Raw genomic sequence first — 21,335 nt, 5'->3', positions numbered from 1 at the left:
GTCGATTAACGCAGGTTAACCAGCGTGTTAAGGATCTGATCCTGCGTTTTGATTGTCTGAGCGTTTGACTGATAGTTACGCTGCGCAACAATCATATTCACCAGCTCTTTACTCAAATCAACGTTGGAAGACTCCAGCGCTCCACTGGTCAATGTGCCAAAAGTACCGGTTCCGGGAATACCCAGAAGCGCAGCACCCGATGAAGAAGTCGCACTCCACAGGTTATCACCGTCAGATTGCAGCCCTTCCGGGTTAGCGAAGTTAGCCAGTGAAATCTGCCCCAGTAGTTGAGACTGGCCGTTAGAGTAGGTTCCGGAGATAGTACCGTCGTTATTAATGGCGTAACTCACCATTTGACCCGGTGCATAACCGTCCTGCGAGGTAGAAACAATGTTACTGCTGCCATAGTTCTGCTGCATGGAGCCGGTAAAGTCCAGCGAGAAAGTAGCAGGTGTCGCACCACTGGAGGTGTCAGTAGTCACGCCCGGGAAGATACCGGCAGTGGCTGTTGCAGTACCAGTGCTGTCAGTAGTACTGGTCAGGTTACCGTTAGAGTCAAAGTTCATAGTGCCCAGCAAGGAAGATGAACTGCCTGAAACGCTGCTGTCCTGGGTATACACTTTCCATGTGTTATCCGCACTTTTAACAAAGTACACGTTCATGTCATGGGTATTACCCTGGCTGTCATAAACGGTGAGCGTCCCTTTCTTGTTATAGGTTGTGGAATCGGAAGCAGAAAAAGTAGTGGTTATGGCGCTGTCAGTTGAATTTAACTGAACCTGCATCGCACCCGTCGTGGTAGTTTTCGCAGGCATTGGAGAACTGGGAATAGACAACGTTACCGGGTTTGCCCCCTGGTTAATGGTGGGCGGGGTTCCGGTTGCCGGATAACCTGTCACAAAATAGCCTTGTGAGTTAACCAGATTGCGGTTTTCATCGAGTTGCAGCTGACCATTACGGCTGTAATAGACCGAACCCGCACTGTCTGTCATACGGAAAAAACCATTCTGGTTAATAGCCACATCCAGCCCGCGGCTGGTATTGGTGACAGTACCATCCGAGAAGTTCTGAATCACAGCCGCTACTTTTACCCCCAGACCCACTTTGGAACTGGCACCGGCAAACATATCGGCGAAGGCGATCCCGGAGGATTTAAACCCGTAAGTGGCGGAGTTGGCAATGTTGTTGCCGATAACGTCCAGGTTGCTTGAGGCGGCGTTAAGGCCACTGACCGCTTGAGAAAAAGACATGTGTCCTACCCCTGATGGTTAAGTTAGAGAATTTGACGCACTTCGCTAAGCGTAGTGGTGCCATAAGTACCTAAATCGAGCAAATTACCCGTGCTGCTACTGGTGATACCGTTCACCAGCGCATACTGAAGTGGTTGTGCCGTTAACTGAGTGGAACCATTTGCTGCGGCGATTGTCACTTTGTAAGCCCCATTCGCCACGGTTGAACCATCTGTGGTAGTGCCATCCCAGTTAAAGGTATGCACACCAGCACTCAAGGCACCGAGATTAATGGTTTGCACCACTTTGCCGGTACTGTCGGTAATCGTGGCAGTGGTTGCCGTTGATGCCTGTTCCAGTTCCACACCAAAAGGCGTGGTTGTACCACTGCCCGCCAGTACTGTAGAACCAGTCACCATGACGCCATGGCCGATAAGTGATGACGCCTGCAATTGCTGGCTGTCATTAATCTGTCCGGAGATAGATCCCAGTGTGGTATTGAGTTTTTCAATACCGCTGAGCGTGCTTATCTGTGCCAACTGAGAAGTCAGTTGGCTATTGTCCATCGGGTTGGTCGGATCCTGGTTTTTCATCTGCGCAACGAGCAGTGTCAAAAACTGGTTTTGTAAATCATCGGCACTGCTCGCCGTCAAACTGTTTGATGCGGATGACGAACTGGTTGCCGAACTGGACGCCAGCGCACTGCTGGTATCATTAACACTGACTGAAACAGACATTGTTTCCTCCTTTATTGACCAAGTGTCAGTGTTTTCAACATCATGCTTTTCACTGTGTTGAGCACTTCAACGTTAGCCTGATAACTACGCGATGCAGACATGGTGTTAACCATTTCTCCCACAACATCCACATTCGGCATCCGCACATAACCGTTGGTATCCGCCAGCGGATTGCCTGGCTGGTAAACCATCTTGAACGGGTCCTTGCTTTCCACGACCCCGGCGACCTTTACTCCACCGGTAGCCGCACCAACCGGTGCATCAACCTGGAAGACTACCTGTTTAGCTCGATAAGGTTGCCCGTCCGGCCCTGCGACACTGTCGGCATTCGCAAGGTTACTGGCTGCAACGTTCAAACGAGCAGACTCTGCTGACATCGCTGAACCTGCAATATCGAAAATATTAAGAAGCGCCATCGGTTACCCCTGTTGTTGCAATACAGACATCATGCTTTTGATTTGCCCGGTAAGAGCGGTGATGTCCATTTGGTATTTCAGGCTATTGTCAGCAAAAGCAGTTCGCTCGCGGTTCATATCCACAGTATTGCCATCTGCTGCTGGCTGGTCTGGAATCCGGTACATCAAATCCACTGAAGGCGATGACGATGTCTCAGCAGCAATATGTCGTGAAGATGTCAGCGTCAGAGGAAGTCCTCCTTCCGCCGCCCTGCCGCGATCCATGACCTTTTTCAGTTCACTGGAAAAATCGATGTCACGGGCCTGATAACCCGGAGTATCGGCATTGGCGATATTTCCGGCGAGAATTTCCTGGCGCTGAGCCCGCAGGTTGAGTGCTTCCTGCCCAAAGCGCAGTGCAGCATCCAGTTTATCGAGCATGTTTCCTCCGCGCAGACGATGAGTTATAGCCGACAGCTTAATTCTCCTTGCGCGCGCTTTATCGACGGAATAAACGCAAAATGCTTCGCTATTTGTCGCCTTGAAATACTTTGCTTACAGGTAGAATCCTTAACATCCCTAACTGGAGGTGCTTATGTTTTCCCGAATACTCAGCACTGTTGCGGTGCTTATCACTGTGCTACCGCTGACCTGCCTTGCGGGTGAACTTGATTCCCAAATGGAGGCGTTTTTTCAACAACGCCTGACAGGAGTCAGTGATAATGTGAAGGTGAAAATCAATTCGCCCCAGTCGCAATTACCTCAGTGCGCTAACCCTGAATTCCGTTTGCCAACTAACGGCCGCTTTTGGGGTAACCTGAGCGTAATGATGCGTTGCGGTAACCAGCAGCGTTATGTGCTGGTTACTGTCCAGGCAAGTGGAAACTATGTGGTGGCAAGCCAGGTTTTAGAACGCGGTACACCGGTCACAACGGGTAATGTTGAGCTAAAATACGGTCGCCTTGACCTGCTGCCTCCGAATACCCTGTTTTCTGTAGACGATGCGCTCAATGCCATTACCCTGCGAAATGTTGCGGCCGGACAGCCTATTATACGCAGCATGCTGCGCGTTCAGTGGCGGGTAAAAGCAGGTCAAAAAGTGCAAGTTATCGCCGCGGGACAAGGGTTTAGCGTGAACAGTGAAGGCAAGGCATTAAACAATGCTGCAGTCACGCAAAATGCCCGGGTCAGGATGTCGTCTGGCCAGGTGGTCAGTGGGACTGTCGACAGTGATGGGAATATTCTTATTAATCTATAATCCCTTAAAGATTCTGTTCAGACTGCCGATAAATTTAGCAACGAAACGAGATGACAGGTATCGCCCGGCGCGACCACCACTGAGGACACAGATATGAGCATTGAGCGCACATCACCACTTAAGCCCGTGAGCACTGTGCAAACACGCGAAAGCAGTGATACAACTTCGGCGAAAGTTCGCCTGAACAAAACTGGCTCTGAGACCAGTAGCACCGTGACCCTGAGTGACGCTCAGGCCAAACTGATGCAACCAGGTTCCAGTGACATCAACATGGAACGTGTTGAAGCAATCAAAACGGCCATCAAAAATGGCGAACTGAAAATGGACACAGGTAAAATCGCCGATGCGCTGATTCAGGATGCGAAAAGCTATTTAAAAGAGTAATACTGCCATGAGCCGCCTGTTAGAACTGATGGATAAAATGACTTCAGTGCTGAATGACCTTAAACGTGTTCTGGACGCAGAGCAGGCACAGCTCTCTGCGGGTTTTGTCAATGGTGTGGCGTTACAGCGCATCACTGAAGAGAAAAGCTCGTTACTCGCAACCCTCGACTACCTTGAACAGTTACGGCGAATGGAGCAACACCCTCACCATGCTGCAGCCAATGATGACCCGGTGGAATTGCGCTGGCAGACAATCAAGAAGAAAACCCGTTATCTGAACGACCTGAATACTCACAACGGTTGGTTACTTGAGGGCCAGTTGGAGCGAAATAAAGAGGCGCTGGAAGTGTTGCGCCCACACCAGGAACCCGGGTTATATGGCTCAGACGGGCAAACGGCAGCACCTAACCGCAGCGGTAAAAAATTTAGCGTCTGATTAAACCCCCTGGCTACAGGGGGCTCGTCCTTTCAAACCTTTCCCCTTGCTATAATGTCCTGCGAATGAATTCTTTTATCCTGAATCCCAGAACCAGCAAAGTGGCAAAGTAAGCCACAACCCCAGCCACAACCACTGCCACCAGGCGCAGCAGGCGATCAGGCATGCCCCCCAAATGCCACGCGGGCATGACTGACATCACGCCCACCAACACCACCGCCATAACCAATACCGCACACACCAGGCGGAACAGAAACAACCGCCATCCTGGTTCGGGTGTAAAAATCGCTTTCTTGCGTAACTGCCAGTACAACAGCCCGGCGTTCAGACAGGCAGCCAGCCCGATAGACAACGACAAGCCAGCATGTTTAAGCGGGCCAATAAACGCCAGGTTCATGACCTGAGTCATAATGAGTGTGACAATGGCTATTTTGACGGGTGTTTTGATATCCTGGCGGGAATAAAACCCTGGAGCCAGCACCTTCACGACGATTAACCCCATAAGGCCAACGGAATACGCAATCAGCGCCCGCTGAGTCATCTGCGCATCAAACGCCGTGAACTTCCCGTACTGGAACAGCGACACGGTCAACGGTTTAGACAGCAACCCCAGGGCTACAGCACTGGGCAAGGCCAGCAGAAAACACAGTCGCAACCCCCAGTCCATCAGGCGGTTATATTCCTCATGATTCCCACTGGAAAAACTTTTCGACAGCGATGGCAACAGAATAGTCCCCAGAGCCACACCCAGTACGCCAGAAGGGAACTCCATCAGACGGTCGGCGTAGTACATCCAGGAAACTGAACCGGACACCAGAAATGACGCGAAAATAGTATTAATGATGAGCGATATCTGGCTGACGGAAACCCCGAGAATAGCGGGCCCCATCTGGCGCAAAACACGAATCGCCCCTTCATTTTTAAAACTGATACGCGGCAATACCAGCATGCCGATTTTGCGCAAATGCGGTAATTGATAAAACAACTGCAACACCCCGCCCACAGTAACCGCCCAGGCCAGAGCCAGCACAGGAGGGTGGAAATGAGGTGCGGCAAACAGCGCGAAACTTATCATACTGACATTGAGCAATGTCGGTGCAAACGCCGGAACCGAAAACCGATTCCAGGTATTGAGAATGGCCCCCACCAGCGATGCCAGTGAGATAAGCAGAATATAGGGAAAGGTTATCCGCAGCAGTTGTGAAGTCAGTGCGAATTTGTCCGCTGTATCAGCAAAACCCGGTGCGGTAACCATAATCACCCAGGGTGCCGCCAGCATCCCAACAACAGTAACCAGTGCCAGTGCCAGCGTCAGTAAGCCAGATACATAGGCAACAAATACGCGTGTGGCCTCTTCTCCCTCTTTACTTTTGTATTCAGCAAGAATGGGAACAAAAGCCTGAGAAAAAGCTCCTTCAGCAAAAATGCGCCGCAACAAATTGGGAAGTTTAAATGCGACAAAGAAAGCATCTGTCGCCATCCCTGCGCCAAAAACCCGGGCTACGATGGCATCACGGGCAAACCCGAGAACACGGGAAAACATCGTCATCGAACTGACCGCGGCCAGCGATTTTAACAAGTTCATTACAGTACGGTTTCCACAAAAACAACAACGCCTGCAATGCAGGCGCCAGACTGATGACAAAATTTTTGATGTTACTGAGCAACGTCAGGGTTACCCACTAACCAACAGAACATGCCACCACAGAGTCAATACGCACAATTTTTATTTAATGCCAGCAGCTGTGCATTGCGTTACTTGCCAGTAAGCCCCTCAGATAGCACATAGCAACAAAGCGGCTTAGTCTACCTGAGAGGAAATACAAAAAACCAGCCACAGAGCGTTACAGGACATAACCACCAGGCTATTCACTTATCGCTTCCCGCCACAATCTTTCAACAATACGCTGTGCCAGCAAGGCCTGTTCACCCGATGTTAGCGGCGGAGTCTGGTTTTCCACACTGGAAATAAAGTGCTGCACACAGCCAAAAAACCCGCGTTGTTCAAGGGTTGATTGCCAACCAGGTACAGGCACAGATACCACACCCTGCCCACATTCCTGAATCCATTCACGCATTTCTTTGACCCAGAACAAACCACCATCCGTCACAGCCTGAATAGTTTCAGCCTGGCTTCCTGCCCGGCGATGCATACTGGTTGTAATCAGGGCCTGTTGCACAGAAAAATGGTGCTCGGCATACAGCATTTCACCTTGCTCACTGGTTTGAATTCGCCCACTGATTACCTTTCCTTCACCGCCCGCAAGCCAGAGTGCTGTGTCCACTACATGCAGGTAGTCATCCAGCAAAGTAAAATGCAGGTCATGAGGCCCAACGCTATCTGCACGGTGCTTTTCCATACGCAGTGAAGCCAGATTATCTGTAATGCGTGACTTCAGTGTCTGGTAATGGGGTGCAAAACGCCGGTTAAAACCGACCATCAGTGCACACTGTTTCTGGCGGGCCAGGGAGACCAGTTTCTCAGCATCACTGAGCGTCACAGCAAGGGGTTTATCCACACAGACATGCACCCCAGCCCGGAGTGCTGCACTGACGACATCATAATGGCTGTGGGTTGCGGTATGGACAAACAGGGCATCACAACCGGCCAGCACGTCAGCCAGGCTCGCAGCACAAGGTATTCGCCAGGCCTGGCAAACACGCTGAGCTTTCTCCTGACCAGGAGACCAGGCTCCGGTTATTTGCCAACCTTGTTCATGTGCCAACACTGGCAACCAGGCTTTCTGGGCTATATTGCCAAGACCGGCGATCCCTACCCGTAATTTGCCCATTATAACCCCGCCGCTTCAAGACGTGCTTTTAACGCCGCCAGTTCGTCTTCCAGCGCAGCAACACGTTGCACCAGGCTACCCGAGTCCATTTCGTTTTCACTACTCATGGGCACCACAACCGGCTCACTCCCATCACCAAACAAATGTTGGTAGCGATGCTCACGCTTGCCAGGTTCACGAGGCAGTTTCACCACCATCGGGCCATCCTCACGGCTGACCAGCACTTCCAGTGCTTGTTCAACTTCCTGCATATCCGCAAAATCATGCATACGTGCGGCGCGCATTCGCAATTCACCTGGTGTTTGTGGGCCACGGAGTAACAAGGTTGCCAGCAAAGCTACCTGAGCTCCGGAAAGTTTTAATTGCCCAAACTCCGAATTACAAAAACGCTGCTCATATTTGGTCACCCGGTGTCCAAAACCACTTTGTGGGCTGACATGATGGCGGCGGACCAGTTCATCAACTACAGACTGAACATCTGCATCACTTAGCGACATCACCGGTTCACGGTTAGTTTTCTGATTGCACCCGGTGACAATAGCGTTGAGCGACAATGGATATTGTTCTGGCGTAGTCACTTGCTTTTCCAGTAAGACGCCAATCACGCGAGCTTCTTCTGGGGAAAATTGATGTTTCATGCTCTCTCCTTTTAGCGCCCGGGAGTCCAGTCTTTAGTGGTCAGGGCGGTAAGAACGTGATCCTGCCATTGGCCATCGATTAATAAATAATTTTTGGCGTAACCTTCTTTTTCAAACCCCAGACGCGCCAGTAAATTACCACTGCGACTATTATGCGGCATGTAATTCGCCATAATCCGGTGAATATTCTGAGTCCGTTGCATATAGCGCACCGCGCTGGTCAGCGCCTCAAACATCAATCCCTTGCCCTGCCATTTTTCCCCTAACGAATACCCCAGGTAACAGGCATGAAAAGCACCACGCACCACATTGGAAAAATTCGCGACTCCACAGATTTCTTTTTCATCCGGATCCAGTAACGCAAAATAATACGCGCCCCCTTGTTTATGCAGCTCATTAATCATACTTAACCGGGCTTGCCAGCCTGAAGGATAACAATGGCTTTCATCGCGTATGGGCTCCCAGGGCTTAAGGAACACTCGATTTTGCGCATAATATTCTGCCAACCGGAACGCATCTCTGTCATACACCAGCCGTACAACCAGCCGGTCTGTGGTCAGCCTGACCTTAGGTACATTGCTACGATAGCCAAACATCTCCCCGCTCCTGTTTCAGGGCTTCCTGTGCCAAAATTCCCTGTCGTAAACCTCACTCGTATACTGATGACGAGTATAGTGCAGAGCATCATAATAAAAAGTGTGTTGTACTGCCCGTAAAGAACAAGGCACTTTTTTGATTTTATTCACAAATGAGAGTTATCGCAGCCAATAAAAATATCTTTGCGGCTCTCTGGGCAAAAACAGAGAAATCAGCGATGATAAGTTTCTTATCTTTCATTCCCCTGGAGGGGAAATGGCGCGCGTCAGGCAGGCAAGGAATCTGGGGAAAGCATTCCTTCTTCTCGACAATATGCTGGTAGTTCTTGGCTTCTTTGTCGTTTTCCCACTTATCTCTATTCATTTTGTTGACCAGCTTGGCTGGGCTGCTTTGTTGGTTGGCATAGCTCTGGGTCTGCGTCAGCTTATTCAGCAAGGTCTGGGGATCTTTGGTGGCGCTTTTGCTGACCGCTTTGGCGCCCGGCCGATGATTGTCACTGGCATGCTGATGCGTGCGGCTGGTTTTGCCGCCATGGCTGTCGCTCACGAACCCTGGGTATTGTGGGTATCCTGCCTGTTGTCAGGTTTGGGGGGAACACTGTTTGACCCGCCACGCTCGGCTCTGGTGGTTAAACTGATTCGCCCGACGCAACGGGGGCGTTTTTTTTCTATTCTGATGATGCAGGACAGCGCTGGTGCGGTCATTGGCGCCATGCTGGGCAGTTGGTTACTGCAATACGATTTTCGTCTGGTATGCTGGAGCGGTGCCGTACTCTTTATTTTGTGTGCCGGATGTAATGCATTTTTGCTACCTCGTTATAAGCTATCCACTACCCGGACTCCATTGCGCGCTGGCATGCAACGTGTCATGAATGACCGCCGTTTTGTGACATATGTTCTGACACTTGCTGGCTACTACATGTTGGGTGTTCAGGTGATGCTGATGCTACCGGTGATGGTCAACGATATTGCGGGTACGCCTGCGGCGGTGAAATGGATGTATGCCATTGAAGCCTGCCTGTCACTGACGCTTCTGTACCCCATCGCCCGCTGGACTGAGAAGCGCTTTCGCCTTGAACAACGTCTGATGGCTGGCTTGCTGATTATGAGCTTCAGCTTGCTGCCCATCGGTCTGGTGGAGAATTTGCACCAACTGCTACTCCTTATCTGCCTGTTTTATCTCGGTTCAATTATTGCAGAGCCTGCAAGGGAAACCTTAAGTGCATCTCTGGCAGACCCGCGAGCCCGTGGCAGTTATATGGGTTTCAGCCGGCTGGGGCTGGCTTTTGGTGGCGCGCTTGGTTATGCCGGTGGCGGCTGGCTGCTCGATACAGGCAAAGCACTGCATCTCCCGACATTGCCCTGGCTGGTTCTGGCTTTTATCGGTATAGCCACGTTTGCCGGGCTATGGTGGCAATTCAGCCCGGTTGCATCACGTCAACGAGGAATAGCCCCCAACCCATAACATTGCTCTGCAGAGTATCTGTAAAGTGTAAAACATGACCTGTCAGCTTATTTCGGGTTATTCTTCTGGCCTGCCAGAGCAAATTATTTGATGCTGGTTATGTCAGCCAACTGGCTTATGAAGAAAGTTGAGGGTACAGGATGAAGAAAGTGTTCTTAGGTATGGTGGTGTTTTGTACATATTTACTGGTTGCCTGCAACCAACTGACACAATACACCATCACTGAACAGGAAGTTAACCAGGCACTGGCGAAACATGACCAGTATAATAAAACCATTGGGTTACCTGGTGTTGCTGACGCACATATTGTGTTGTCTAACCTGCAAACACAAATTGGCCGTGAAGAACCCGGTAAAGTGAAGCTCACCGGCGATGCCGATATCAAACTGACATCCATTTTTGGCAATCAACAGGCGTTAATGAAACTCACTCTGAAAGCAACACCTTCGTTTAATGCAGAACAGGGCGCCATTTACCTGAAAGACCTTGAAGTCACAGATACCGATGTACAGCCGCAAAAAATGCAAACAGTATTGCAAACCCTGAACCCTTACCTGAATGATTCACTTCGCGCCTGGTTCGCAACACACCCGGCGTATATTCTGAAAGACGATCGCAGTAACGGTGAAAAACTGGCGAAAAAATACGCCAAAGGTATTGAAGTGAAGCCGGGTGAAATTGTCATTCCTCTGCTGTAATACCGTTCTTCTGCCCGCACATACTGGCGGGCCAGTAAATATGTACAGAAAAAGGTGCAAACGTAAACGTTTCCGCTTATCCTTTGTGCCCGGCTGAAGCCCACGAATATGTGTCTGACTTTCCCAACGCCGGAGCACTTCATGACTACACCCCAGGTATTAACTATCCGCCGCCCAGATGACTGGCACCTCCACTTACGTGATGGCGACATGTTACGCACTGTTGTGCCTTATACCAGCGCCGTCTACCGCCGTGCGATTGTTATGCCAAACCTGGTGCCACCGGTGACCACAGTAGAAGCCGCACTGGCATACCGCCAGCGTATTCTCGATGCCGTCCCCGACGACCATCAGTTTGAACCGCTGATGACCTGCTACCTGACTGACAGCCTGGATCCTGACGAACTGGAGAAAGGCTTTGTTCAGGGCGTATTCACGGCGGCAAAACTGTACCCTGCCAATGCAACCACCAATTCAAGTCATGGTGTCAGCAGTATTGATGCGATTAATCCGGTGCTTGCCCGCATGGAAAAAATCGGTATGCCTTTGCTGGTGCATGGTGAGGTAACTCACGCAGAGATTGATATTTTCGACAGAGAAGCCCGCTTTATTGAAACGGTGATGGAACCGTTGCGCCAACGTTTTCCGGCATTACGCGTAGTCTTTGAACATATCACCACTAAAGAAGCCGCCCAGTATGTGCGCGAGGGTAATTCACTACTGGCGGCCACCATCACCCCACAACACCTGATGTTCAACCGTAACCACATGTTGGTTGGTGGTGTCCGCCCACATTTCTATTGTCTGCCGATTCTCAAGCGTAACGTGCACCAGGCCGCGCTGCGTGAGTTGGTTGCCAGCGGCTGTGACCGGGTATTTTTAGGCACAGACTCTGCGCCACATGGCAGGCACCGTAAAGAAGCCAGCTGTGGTTGTGCCGGTTGTTTTAATGCACCTTCTGCGCTGGCCATCTACGCGACGGTATTCGAAGAAATGAATGCTATGCAGCACTTCGAGGCATTTTGTTCACTCAACGGCCCACGTTTTTACGGCCTGCCAATAAACGAAGACCAGCTAACACTGGTGCGCCGTGAAGAAGTAATGCCGGAAGAAATTTCACTGGAAAGCGATACGTTGGTACCTTTTCTCGCCGGGGAGGTTCTTAACTGGAGTATTAAGCCCTGATTAATTGACTTGCCCCTTTGATAATATTACTGTATATATACACAGTATATTTACAGGGGGGTTTGTTATGCGTATTGAAATTACTCTGGCGAAAAGCTCGCCACTGCCACCCGGTGCTATTGAAGCACTGACCAATGAATTATCCCGTCGAATTACCGCACAGTTTCCAGAACAACCTGGGAATGTATCTGTACGTTATGCCGGAGCCAATCAGCTCTCTGTCTTTGGTGGTACCAAAGAAGATAAAGACCGTATTAGCGAGATTTTACAGGAAACCTGGGAGAGTGCAGACGACTGGTTCAGCGGGGAATAACACTGTCAATTTTCCATTTTGCTATTTTTGCCGGGCACGCCGTCCGGCTTTTTTCGTCTTTATCTGAGCTATTATCGGCAGGAATCCGTTTTCTCCAGCGTAAATGGCGATTAATTGTGCTACAACACTAAATTATTGTAAAAAAAGTTTAGTTCTCAGTTAATCCCTCCCATCAAAATTTATTTATTGGTATACTTACCCTTGCTTCACATATAAACACGCATTAAACCTCGAACGTCGTCGCCGTAGTTACGTATAAGGGGGTTATGATGGAAAAAAATAACGATGTGATCCAGACTCATCCCCTCGTTGGGTGGGATATCAGTACTGTAGACAGTTACGACGCACTAATGCTGCGCTTACACTATCTGACAGCAAATCATCAAGATCCTGAAGAGACTGAAGTTGGTCAGACCTTATGGCTAACGACAGATGTCGCCCGGCAATTTATTTCCATTCTCGAAGCCGGTATTGCAAAAATTGAATCAAATGATTACCAGGAAAACGATTACCGTAAGCATTAATCAATTGTTAACTGTAAACAAAAGGCATCCAGTGTGATGCCTTTTTCATATTTCCCGGGTTGTTTGTCACGCGATTGTTAATTACCCTGCTATATATCCACTCTGCCTTTATCACCTGTTTTTTGCAGGGGTATTAATTTTGGAGAATTTTGTGACCCACTACGATTTCATCGTTGTTGGCAGCGGTTCCGTTGGCTCGGCTGCAGGTTGTTATGCCCGGCTGGCGGGGTTATCCGTCTTAATGATTGATAGTGCTATTCCGCCTCATGAACAGGGTAGCCATCATGGTGACACCCGGCTTATTCGCCACGCTTATGGTGAAGGAGAGAAATATGTTCCGCTGATCTTGCGGGCACAAACCTTGTGGGATGCGCTGCAACAACACACTGAACTACCGTTGTTTCAACGTACCGGCGTTATCAATGTCGGTCCTGAACGCTCCGAATTCCTGGCTAACATGCGCCACAGTGCACAACGCTGGTCAATTCCGTTAGAAAGTATGACGGCATCAGATATAGCTCAGCGCTGGCCTGCTTTGCGAATTCCCGATGACTATGAAGCATTATTTGAACCCAATGCTGGTGTACTCAAAAGCGAAAACGCGGTAGCGACATGGGTGAAACTCGCAAGAGACGCAGGATGTGCACAACTATTTAACTGTGCGGTTAGCGCAATACATTACCAGGATGGCAACATTCAGGTGGATACCGCTGATGGCAGCTTTACAGCAGGCCGCCTGCTGGTCAGTGCCGGAACCTGAGTAACCCGGTTGATTCCATCTCTGCCAGTCAGCCCGGTGCGCAAAGTATTTGGCTGGTTCCAGGCCGACGGCCGCTACAGTGCTGATAACGGCTTTCCCGCTTTTACCGGCGAACTGCCCGATGGTAACCAGTTTTATGGTTTTCCAGCCACTGACAACGCACTAAAAATTGGTAAGCATAACGGCGGACAACCCATTACAGCCCCGGAAGAGCGCACTCCCTTTGGCAGTGAAGCAGGCGATGGCTCTGAGTGCTTTGCATTTTTACGCCAGTTTCTGCCAGGGATTGGTGGCTGCCTGTATGGTGCGTCATGTACTTACGACAATTCTCCGGATGAAGACTTTATCATTGATACTCTGCCAGAAAACCCGGATGTCATGGTCGTGACAGGGCTGAGCGGCCATGGCTTTAAATTTGCGCCAGTATTAGGGGAAATTGCCAGCCTGTTTGCTCAGGGGAAAAGCAGCACATTTGATTTAAGCCCTTTTCGCCTCAACAGGTTTAAGGCAGAAGAAGAAAGATAGCGCTTCAGATTTGCCCGGCACAACCTGTTTCAGGCTGTGCCGGTGGGGTTACTCATCTTCCGGGTTATTCAGCGTGAGTTTCAGGCGCTGGCGGGATTTATTAAAAATTCGGGCTGCATTTTCGCGCCCGGCACGGCGCTGGCGCTGCTCAGCCTCAGGCAACTGGTGCTCCTGCTGGCATTGTTCACTGCAACACCCGTCATATTTCTCCGCACAGGCCGGGCACTGAATAAACAATAAATGGCACCCTTCATTTTTGCAGTTGGTATGGCTGTCGCAAAGTGCCCCACACTGATGGCAGTGAGCAATAACATCAGGTGAGATTCTCTCCCCCATTCGGGCGTCAAACACAAAGTTCTTGCCGATAAACCTTACTGGTAGTCCCTGCTCTCTCGCCTTACGAACATATTCAATAATACCGCCTTCAACATGAGCAACCCGGGTAAACCCCTGGTACTTCATCCATGCACTGGCTTTTTCACAACGGATCCCGCCAGTGCAGTACATGACAATATTTTTATCTTTGTAAGGTGCCATCATTTCTGCCGCTTTGGGCAACTGCTCCCGGAATGTATCCGCAGGGATCTCCAGCGCCCCCTCGAAATGCCCCACCTCGTATTCATAGTGGTTACGCATATCAATAAATACCGTATCCGGGTCATCAAGCATCTGGTTGACCTGCTCCGCTTTCAAGTAATCACCCACATTACTTGGGTCAAATGCCGGGTCGTCGATGCCATCAGCCACAATACGGTCACGCACCTTCATGCGCAGTACCCAGAAAGAACGACCGTCATCATCCAGCGCAATATTCAGGCGCAGACCATCAAGCGCTGGATGAAAACGGTACAACTGTTCACGAAAAGCTTCGACATTGCTCTCCGGCACACTAATTTGTGCGTTGATCCCTTCAGGAGCCAGGTAGACGCGCCCAAAAACCGCAAGCTGGCTAAATGCCAGGTACAGGGCATCACGGGTAGTATTCGGGTCTTCTATCGTGAAGTACTTATAGAAGGATATGGTTTTACGAGGTTCTGTTTCCGCCAGCATGCGGGCTTTCAGTTCCTCATTGGAAACACGGTTATGTAACACTGGCATGGTGTTCATTCTGCTCCTGAAGAAAATAGCCCGGCATGATATAGCAATCAACGCTAAATAACATCCATACAAAATGCGCTACATTTCACGGCTATAATTATGCGTAATTAATGTGACTGGTGATAAAACCATCACTCTGTACTGAGATATTTTGGGCATTATCCAAATGATGCCACAATACGACTAATGGAAATCAGTAATTTCTGATGGGAGCTGCATGACACATTTACCTCAATTCACCCGTTCACTTCTTCACCCCAGATACTGGCTGACCTGGCTTGGAATTGGTCTCCTCTGGTTACTGGTGCTGCTTCCCTATCCAGTTATTTATCGCTTTGGATGTTTCATCGGCCGCATTGCAATGTACGTAATGAAAGACCGGGTAAGTATTGCGCAACGTAACCTGCAGCTGTGTTTTCCACATAAAAGTGATGCAGAGCGTCAGGAACTGGTGGTAAAAAACTTTGAATCTGTCGGTATGGGGTTAATGGAAACAGGAATGGCCTGGTTCTGGCCTGACTGGCGTGTCGCCCGCTGGTTCGATGTTTCTGGCGTTGAAGCTGTTAAACAATTACTGGCTGAAAAACGGGGGATTTTACTGATTGGAGTGCATTTTCTGACACTGGAGCTGGGTGCGCGCATCTTTGGGATGCAGACACCAGGTATTGGTGTCTACCGCCCCAATGACAACCCGCTGATTGACTGGTTGCAAACCTGGGGACGAGTTCGTTCCAATAAAGCCATGCTGGATCGTAAAGACTTTAAAGGTATGGTCAAGGCACTCAAAAGTGGCGAGATTGTCTGGTATGCGCCGGATCATGACTACGGCCCGCGTAGCAGCGTGTTTGTCCCATTTTTCGCGGTTGACCAGGCCGCAACCACTTCGGGTACCTGGATGCTGGCACGGATGTCTAAAGCCTGTATTGTTCCCTTTGTGCCTCGCCGCAAACCCAACGGCGCAGGCTATGAGTTACTGGTGCTGGAGCCCGAACTGGATATTCCGCTCGGTTCAGCCGAAGAAACAGCCACCTGGATGAATAAAGTGGTCGAGAAGTGTATTTTACTCGCGCCGGATCAGTACATGTGGTTACATCGCCGCTTTAAAACCCGCCCGGAAGGGGTACCTTCCCGTTACTAAGTGCCCACCTCTCTGCCTGAGCAGGGAGGTTTTCTTTTACTTCTCACCGCCATCTGGTTGACGCTCACCAGAGTGATGTCTATAAATTCCTGATACCCCGACAACATTGTAACAGGAGTTTATGTATGACCGGCAGCGAACTGAATTACTTCTCCACACTTGAAGAAGCGCTTGATGCAGCCCGCGAAGAGTATTTTGCCAGTCATCCTGACCTTGATGAGGATGATGTCGATATTCAGCAACTCAATATTCAAAAATACATCCTGCAGGATGGTGAAGAGATGTGGGTTGCCTGTTTTTTTGATGACGAAAATGAAGCCGATGAACAGGGTGATTATATTCCTGTGTTGTATGGCCCTGCAGCGCAGGCTGTTTTCAGTGGTGATTTTGATGAAGCAGAGCTGAGAATGGAATGGGCAGAAGAAAACACGCTACATGAATGGGATGAGGGTGAATTTCAGTATGAACCGCCACTGGACGATGAAGAAGGTAGTGCAGCCGCGGATGAATGGGACGAGCAGGAATAATGGTGCGCACAGCTGATGCCCGGGCCTGATGGGAGTCATCACTCATAAGGCCCGTGATGAGCATCAACCGGCAACAACAGTGTGTCGGCAATCAGTGAAAAGGGTAAATCAATTACCGTCAGGTAGCGCCAGGCGGAATCTCTCACATCCCACTGTACACCGGGATAATACTGGTTACCGTGCCCTTGTCCGGGAACAGTCCGGCTGATTATGCTGCCACAACCACTTAATAATAGTGCCATCACCAGAATACCCGTCGTTCGCAAATTTACCGCCTTTAAAATGAAGCCGTTTGTTTAATCATAGTGAAAAACCAGGACTGCTATTTTTCTCATCTCCCAGTAACAAACAGCCGGCCTGAAGGCCGGCTGAATATACATTACTGAGCTTTGCTCATTTGTGAATCCCCGGAAATATCTTTCCAGGCATTTACCCAGGAAGAATATTTCTCCGGCGCAGTCCAGACACGATAATGCATTCTTGCCATTGTCATCGGGTCACTGAGAAGCACCAGGCGGCGATCACGGTTGAGTTTATCCGGCGTTTCATTCAGTGCCTGCTCAACGTGGCGGTCACGCGCGATTTCCAGCACATCACTCTTACCGTGACGGGCTGTTGCCATTGCCGTAGCCAGCGCATTGTAAGTCGGATGAAAGACTGCCAGCATAAACCCATTGAGCAACTCACGTTCACGGTTACGTTTCAAATACGCTTCCGTATCCACCAGCACTTGCGGTGGTGAATACTCTTCCGGGATCAGGAAGAGCTTCCAGCGCTTAGTGCGCAATCCGTTAGTCGCACGGCTCGAAATCACCGAGACAAATGGCGAGAGGATCAGCGAGAACACGATAGGTGCCAGCCAAAACAGGAACCGCAGATCCAGCCAGGCCATACCGATTGCCCAGACCAGTCCCAGTAATAACTGCGAACCATGGCGCATAAATGCCTCACCCCATGGCGTAGAGTCATCATCGCGCTGAGGCGAATTCCATACCACTTCCCAGCCTAAAAAAGCACTAACCACAAACACGGTATGGAACAGCATGCGTACCGGTGCCAAAAGCACTGAGAACAGCACTTCCAGAATCAGCGAGATCAACAGACGAAACGCACCGCCAAACTCTTTAGAGCCTTTACACCAAATCAGCAATACGCTCAAAAGCTTAGGCAGGAACAACAGCACCATCGTTGAGGCAAACAGCGCTATTGCCAGTTCAGGACGCCACTGGGGCCACACTGGAAACAACTGCCGCGGCTGCAGGAAGTACTGCGGCTCGGTAAGAGCATGTACAACCTGTAAGGCGGTAGACAACGCCAGGAACATAAACCACAACGGCGCAGACAGGTAAGACATCACGCCTGTCAGGAACACAGCGCGGTGCACTGGGTGCATCCCTTTAACCAGGAACAGACGGAAGTTCATCAGGTTACCGTGGCACCAGCGGCGGTCACGCTTCAGTTCATCCAGCAGGTTAGGCGGTAACTCTTCATAGGAACCGGGTAAATCGTAGGCTATCCATACGCCCCACCCGGCACGACGCATTAATGCTGCTTCAACAAAATCGTGCGAAAGAATAGAGCCGGCAAACGAGCCTTCACCCGGTAGCGGCGCCAGCGCACAGTGCTCAATAAAGGGTTTGACACGGATAATGGCATTGTGCCCCCAGTAGTGAGATTCTCCCAACTGCCAGAAGTGCAAACCTGCGGTAAACAAAGGCCCATAGACGCGAGTCGCAAACTGCTGGCAACGGGCATAAAGTGTATCCATACCAGAAGCACGCGGCGCAGACTGAATGATCCCTGCGTTCGGGTTTGCTTCCATTAACCGAACCAGACCAGTCAGACAGTCGCCAGTCATCACGGAATCAGCATCCAGTACAACCATATAACTGTACTGGCTACCCCAGCGACGGCAAAAGTCATCAATGTTGCCACTTTTGCGTTTCACCCGGCGGCGGCGGCGGCGGTAAAAAATCTGCCCTTCCCCACCGACTTCGGCGAGTAAATCCATCCAGGCTTTCTGCTCAGCGACGCAAATATCCGGGTTGTAACTGTCGCTCAGGATATAAACATCAAAATGTGCATGTTGCCCCGTTGCTTTTACCGACTCCCAGGTTGCCCGTAGCCCGGCAAATACCCGGTTAACATCTTCATTACAGATAGGCATGATGAGCGCAGTACGGTGCTCGGGGTTAATCGGCTCATCACCCACCGTCGAAGCAGAAATACTGTATTTATCCCGCCCAATAAGCAGTTGTAAAAAGCCCATCAGCGCGGTCCAGAAACCAGCTGAAACCCAGCAGAACAACACAGCGAACAGAATCAGAATGCCACTTTGCAGTACATAAGGCAGTATCTGCATGAACGACACCCATAAATCCTGCCCGACCATATCCGCAGGATTAATCAGTGCCCAGCCCTGGTATGGCAAAATGGTTTTCATATACCAGGTTGCCACGACAGTCTGAGAGAGAGTGAGTAACAGCAGGATATACCGGCGCAAAGTTCCCACCATGCGCCACTTCTGCTCTGCTTTTTGCTCTTCTTTAGACAAGGAGTGATGACGAGGCGAACGCTCACGCCCCAGCAAACGTTCCCAGACACGCCCAATAGGGTTAGTGCGCCAGGGTTCAGGAGCCATTGAAGAGCGGTGGGTTGCAGGCATAGCCTGCAATTGATCACGGCCTTCTTTATCTTTCACCATGACGCTGCTGTTAGCCACCCAAGGCCAGTTCAGAGCGAGACGGGGCTTAACAGAAACCAGTGGCGAATCATCATCTCTTGAAAAAGCACCGGCCTGTGGTTGCAGGGCCTGGTGTATTGCTTTAATTTCCAGCCCTTTAAGAGCTGATTTCTGCGTGTCAGGCAGCGGCAGATTATCAATATAATCAGGCATAGTTTACAGTCAGCTTATTCATTAGCAGGGAGCTGGTAGCTCCAGGTTTCACTTAATGTCTGATCACCATTGACCAGGGCAGCCCGCATTTCTGTGGTCTTTTTCGGATCTTTTATTTTAACGCGCAGAGTTAAACGCCAGCCTTTTGTAACCGGGTTATAACGCACGCTGTTTTCAACAATTTCTCCATTGTCCCCAATGCTGGCCTGAGAAGCCACTGGTGTATTATCCGGCAATGTCTTCATCTGCGGCCCGTCAAAATCGACAATAAATGCGATAGTGTCATCGGGCTGGCGGATAAGGTTGGTTTGTTTCACGTCTCCTGTAGAACGACGGGTCTGCGTTACCCACGCATTATCCGGGTCATGCAGTTTGCTTTCGTCTTTGGTAAACGTCAGTTTGTAATTGAAATCCATTTCCTTGCCCGGATCTGGCAATTGGTCTGGCGTCCAGAACGCAACGATATTGTCGTTGGTTTCATCATTGGTAGGAATTTCCACCAGTTCCACATGCCCTTTACCCCAGTTGCCTTGCGGCTCAACCCAGGCACTTGGACGCTCGTCATAGCGATCATCCAGATCTTCGTAACGCGAGAACTGGCGGCCTCGCTGCAACAGACCAAAGCCTTTCGGGTTTTCCATGGTATAGGTGCTGACCGCTAAATGTTTCGGGTTATTCAGCGGACGCCAAATCCACTCGCCATTACCGGCATGAATAGACAGGCCATCTGAATCATGAATTTCTGGGCGGTAATTAATCGTTGGTGACGGCTGTTGCGGCCCATACAGGAACATACTGGTCAACGGCGCAATACCCAATTTACCCACTTTATCGCGCAAGTAGATTTTAGACTGCACATCAACCACGCTATCACGCCCCGGGAACAGGACAAACCGGTAAGCCCCGGTGGCACGAGGAGAATCCAGCAACGCGTAAATAGTCAGGCGTTTATCTTCTGGTTTGGGGCGCTCAATCCAGAACTCACGAAAGCGCGGGAACTCTTCACCAGAAGGTAACGCTGTATCTATTGCCAGACCCCGGGCAGAAAGCCCGTATACCTGGCCTGCACCAATTACCCGGAAGTAGCTGGCTCCCAGCACACTAAGGATTTCGTCTTCTTTATCTTTACTGTTGATAGGATACAGTACCTTAAACCCGGCGAAACCGAGGTCTTTGACGCTGTCTTTATCGTGCTTCACGTTGCCAAAGTTAAAATAATCCGGACTGTATTTGATTTCATGCACACTGGTCGCCGTCACTTCATTAATTTTGACTGGCGTATCGAAATACATGCCCTGATGGTAAAATTCGAGTCTGAACGGGGTTTTGAGGTTATGCCAGTAGGCTTTATCGTGATTGAACTGAATCTGCTGGTAATCGGCAAATTTCATGTCCTTGAAAACAGATGGCAGATTGCTCTTTGGCGCCTGGTAGCTGCTGCCCGCAAGGGATTTTGCCTGTTTTGCGACATCATCAATGGAGAACGCCCACACAGATGAGGTATAAAGCGACATTAATACTGCCGCGCCGACCCAACGCATTTTCATCATTTCTAGTTTATGTTTCATATTAACCAGCACATCCCCCTTTGTGTGCTTAAATCAATCCGATCCATTCTAAAGTATACTCCAGGCTTCCGACAACCAAATCCCCTCCTGGTTTAACACACTGGCTCATGGATTAAACAACCGGCAACAAGTTTGCTTCCAATATGTCCTTTAATCCTGGAGACAGCCTCTGT

The 21,335-nt window shown here is 50.1% G+C and carries 22 protein-coding genes and 1 pseudogene; 11 read left to right on the top strand and 12 right to left on the bottom strand.

Translation table 11 applies throughout. The features are described 5' to 3' along the window. Positions 1-5: 5 nt before the first annotated feature. Genes flgE through flgB form a run of 4 tightly spaced genes read right to left on the bottom strand, consistent with a single transcriptional unit; the run spans position 6 to position 2,802 of the window. Positions 6-1,250 (bottom strand): flagellar hook protein FlgE, encoded by a 1,245-nt coding sequence (gene flgE / locus MPHASIOC01_RS04120; protein ID WP_353614015.1) that lies wholly within the window; start codon positions 1,248-1,250, stop codon positions 6-8. 23 nt (positions 1,251-1,273) lie between these two features. Then, positions 1,274-1,966 (bottom strand): flagellar hook assembly protein FlgD, encoded by a 693-nt coding sequence (gene flgD, locus MPHASIOC01_RS04115; RefSeq protein ID WP_353614014.1) that lies wholly within the window; start codon positions 1,964-1,966, stop codon positions 1,274-1,276. A gap of 11 nt (positions 1,967-1,977) precedes the next feature. Continuing rightward, entirely contained in the window at positions 1,978-2,382 is a 405-nt protein-coding gene (gene flgC, locus MPHASIOC01_RS04110) for a flagellar basal body rod protein FlgC (protein WP_064601379.1), read from the bottom strand. 3 nt (positions 2,383-2,385) lie between these two features. Further along, complete coding sequence (gene flgB / locus MPHASIOC01_RS04105; RefSeq protein ID WP_064601380.1) at positions 2,386-2,802, bottom strand: flagellar basal body rod protein FlgB; 417 nt, start codon at positions 2,800-2,802, stop codon at positions 2,386-2,388. A 154-nt stretch (positions 2,803-2,956) separates the two neighbouring features. On the opposite strand from flgB, the gene flgA reads away from it, so the two are divergent. From flgA to flgN, 3 genes are all read left to right on the top strand, one after another. After that, positions 2,957-3,619: a flagellar basal body P-ring formation chaperone FlgA gene (gene flgA, locus MPHASIOC01_RS04100; RefSeq protein WP_353614013.1), complete on the top strand. Its 663-nt coding sequence runs from the start codon at positions 2,957-2,959 to the stop codon at positions 3,617-3,619. A gap of 93 nt (positions 3,620-3,712) precedes the next feature. After that, the gene (flgM, locus tag MPHASIOC01_RS04095) at positions 3,713-4,003 is read left to right on the top strand and encodes a flagellar biosynthesis anti-sigma factor FlgM (RefSeq protein ID WP_064601382.1); all 291 of its coding nucleotides are present in this window, start codon (positions 3,713-3,715) and stop codon (positions 4,001-4,003) included. Between the two features lie 7 nt (positions 4,004-4,010). Then, the gene (gene flgN, locus MPHASIOC01_RS04090) at positions 4,011-4,439 is read left to right on the top strand and encodes a flagella biosynthesis chaperone FlgN (protein WP_064601383.1); all 429 of its coding nucleotides are present in this window, start codon (positions 4,011-4,013) and stop codon (positions 4,437-4,439) included. A gap of 49 nt (positions 4,440-4,488) precedes the next feature. Here flgN and murJ read toward each other — a convergent pair whose 3' ends face one another. The 4 genes from murJ to rimJ form a co-directional block, all read right to left on the bottom strand. Then, the gene (gene murJ, locus MPHASIOC01_RS04085) at positions 4,489-6,024 is read right to left on the bottom strand and encodes a murein biosynthesis integral membrane protein MurJ (RefSeq protein ID WP_064601384.1); all 1,536 of its coding nucleotides are present in this window, start codon (positions 6,022-6,024) and stop codon (positions 4,489-4,491) included. Between the two features lie 280 nt (positions 6,025-6,304). Further along, a complete protein-coding gene (locus MPHASIOC01_RS04080) occupies positions 6,305-7,231 on the bottom strand; it encodes a Gfo/Idh/MocA family protein (RefSeq protein ID WP_064601385.1) in 927 nt (308 codons plus the stop codon). Further along, the gene (locus MPHASIOC01_RS04075) at positions 7,231-7,869 is read right to left on the bottom strand and encodes a DUF480 domain-containing protein (protein WP_353614012.1); all 639 of its coding nucleotides are present in this window, start codon (positions 7,867-7,869) and stop codon (positions 7,231-7,233) included. The genes MPHASIOC01_RS04080 and MPHASIOC01_RS04075 overlap by 1 nt, the downstream gene beginning before the upstream one ends. A gap of 11 nt (positions 7,870-7,880) precedes the next feature. Then, positions 7,881-8,465 carry a ribosomal protein S5-alanine N-acetyltransferase gene (gene rimJ / locus MPHASIOC01_RS04070; RefSeq protein ID WP_353614011.1) on the bottom strand — a complete coding sequence of 195 codons (585 nt, stop codon included), beginning with the start codon at positions 8,463-8,465 and terminating at the stop codon, positions 7,881-7,883. A gap of 256 nt (positions 8,466-8,721) precedes the next feature. Here rimJ and mdtH point away from each other — a divergent pair, with 256 nt between their 5' ends. The 6 genes and pseudogenes from mdtH to solA all read left to right on the top strand — a co-directional run bounded on the left by mdtH (position 8,722) and on the right by solA (position 13,935). Continuing rightward, positions 8,722-9,930 carry a multidrug efflux MFS transporter MdtH gene (gene mdtH / locus MPHASIOC01_RS04065; protein ID WP_064601388.1) on the top strand — a complete coding sequence of 403 codons (1,209 nt, stop codon included), beginning with the start codon at positions 8,722-8,724 and terminating at the stop codon, positions 9,928-9,930. Between the two features lie 140 nt (positions 9,931-10,070). Then, a complete protein-coding gene (locus MPHASIOC01_RS04060) occupies positions 10,071-10,628 on the top strand; it encodes a lipoprotein (RefSeq protein ID WP_064601389.1) in 558 nt (185 codons plus the stop codon). A 141-nt stretch (positions 10,629-10,769) separates the two neighbouring features. Next, the gene (pyrC, locus tag MPHASIOC01_RS04055) at positions 10,770-11,813 is read left to right on the top strand and encodes a dihydroorotase (protein WP_064601390.1); all 1,044 of its coding nucleotides are present in this window, start codon (positions 10,770-10,772) and stop codon (positions 11,811-11,813) included. 67 nt (positions 11,814-11,880) lie between these two features. Continuing rightward, positions 11,881-12,126, top strand: a complete 246-nt coding sequence (dinI, locus tag MPHASIOC01_RS04050) for a DNA damage-inducible protein I (RefSeq protein WP_064601391.1) — start codon at positions 11,881-11,883, stop codon at positions 12,124-12,126. Between the two features lie 269 nt (positions 12,127-12,395). Beyond that, entirely contained in the window at positions 12,396-12,650 is a 255-nt protein-coding gene (gene bssS / locus MPHASIOC01_RS04045) for a biofilm formation regulator BssS (RefSeq protein WP_036108130.1), read from the top strand. Between the two features lie 151 nt (positions 12,651-12,801). Then, positions 12,802-13,935, top strand: a pseudogene (gene solA, locus MPHASIOC01_RS04040) (N-methyl-L-tryptophan oxidase). A 48-nt stretch (positions 13,936-13,983) separates the two neighbouring features. Here solA and MPHASIOC01_RS04035 read toward each other — a convergent pair. Further along, on the bottom strand, positions 13,984-15,033 hold the full coding sequence (locus MPHASIOC01_RS04035; protein ID WP_353614894.1) for a rhodanese-related sulfurtransferase: 1,050 nt from the start codon (positions 15,031-15,033) through the stop codon (positions 13,984-13,986). A 217-nt stretch (positions 15,034-15,250) separates the two neighbouring features. Between MPHASIOC01_RS04035 and MPHASIOC01_RS04030 the strand changes: the two genes are divergently transcribed. Together MPHASIOC01_RS04030 and MPHASIOC01_RS04025 are read left to right on the top strand one after the other, a co-directional pair. Further along, positions 15,251-16,171, top strand: coding sequence for a Kdo(2)-lipid IV(A) acyltransferase (locus tag MPHASIOC01_RS04030; RefSeq protein ID WP_064601392.1), 921 nt, complete (start codon positions 15,251-15,253; stop codon positions 16,169-16,171). 125 nt (positions 16,172-16,296) lie between these two features. Beyond that, positions 16,297-16,698, top strand: a complete 402-nt coding sequence (locus MPHASIOC01_RS04025) for a MysB family protein (protein WP_064601393.1) — start codon at positions 16,297-16,299, stop codon at positions 16,696-16,698. Between the two features lie 38 nt (positions 16,699-16,736). Here the strand turns inward: MPHASIOC01_RS04025 and MPHASIOC01_RS04020 are convergent, their stop codons facing one another. The 3 genes from MPHASIOC01_RS04020 to mdoG form a co-directional block, all read right to left on the bottom strand. Further along, the gene (locus tag MPHASIOC01_RS04020; protein ID WP_353614893.1) at positions 16,737-16,940 is read right to left on the bottom strand and encodes a YceK/YidQ family lipoprotein; all 204 of its coding nucleotides are present in this window, start codon (positions 16,938-16,940) and stop codon (positions 16,737-16,739) included. Between the two features lie 137 nt (positions 16,941-17,077). After that, a complete protein-coding gene (gene mdoH, locus MPHASIOC01_RS04015) occupies positions 17,078-19,594 on the bottom strand; it encodes a glucans biosynthesis glucosyltransferase MdoH (protein ID WP_353614010.1) in 2,517 nt (838 codons plus the stop codon). Positions 19,595-19,608: 14 nt separating this feature from the next. Beyond that, positions 19,609-21,144: a glucans biosynthesis protein MdoG gene (gene mdoG, locus MPHASIOC01_RS04010; protein ID WP_353614892.1), complete on the bottom strand. Its 1,536-nt coding sequence runs from the start codon at positions 21,142-21,144 to the stop codon at positions 19,609-19,611. Between the last annotated feature and the right edge of the window lie 191 nt (positions 21,145-21,335).

This window comes from Mangrovibacter phragmitis (assembly GCF_040429585.1).
Taxonomy (GTDB): domain Bacteria; phylum Pseudomonadota; class Gammaproteobacteria; order Enterobacterales; family Enterobacteriaceae; genus Mangrovibacter; species Mangrovibacter phragmitis.
The sequence above is the reverse complement of the archived record's forward strand: the minus strand, read 5'-3'. Positions and strand labels throughout refer to the sequence as shown.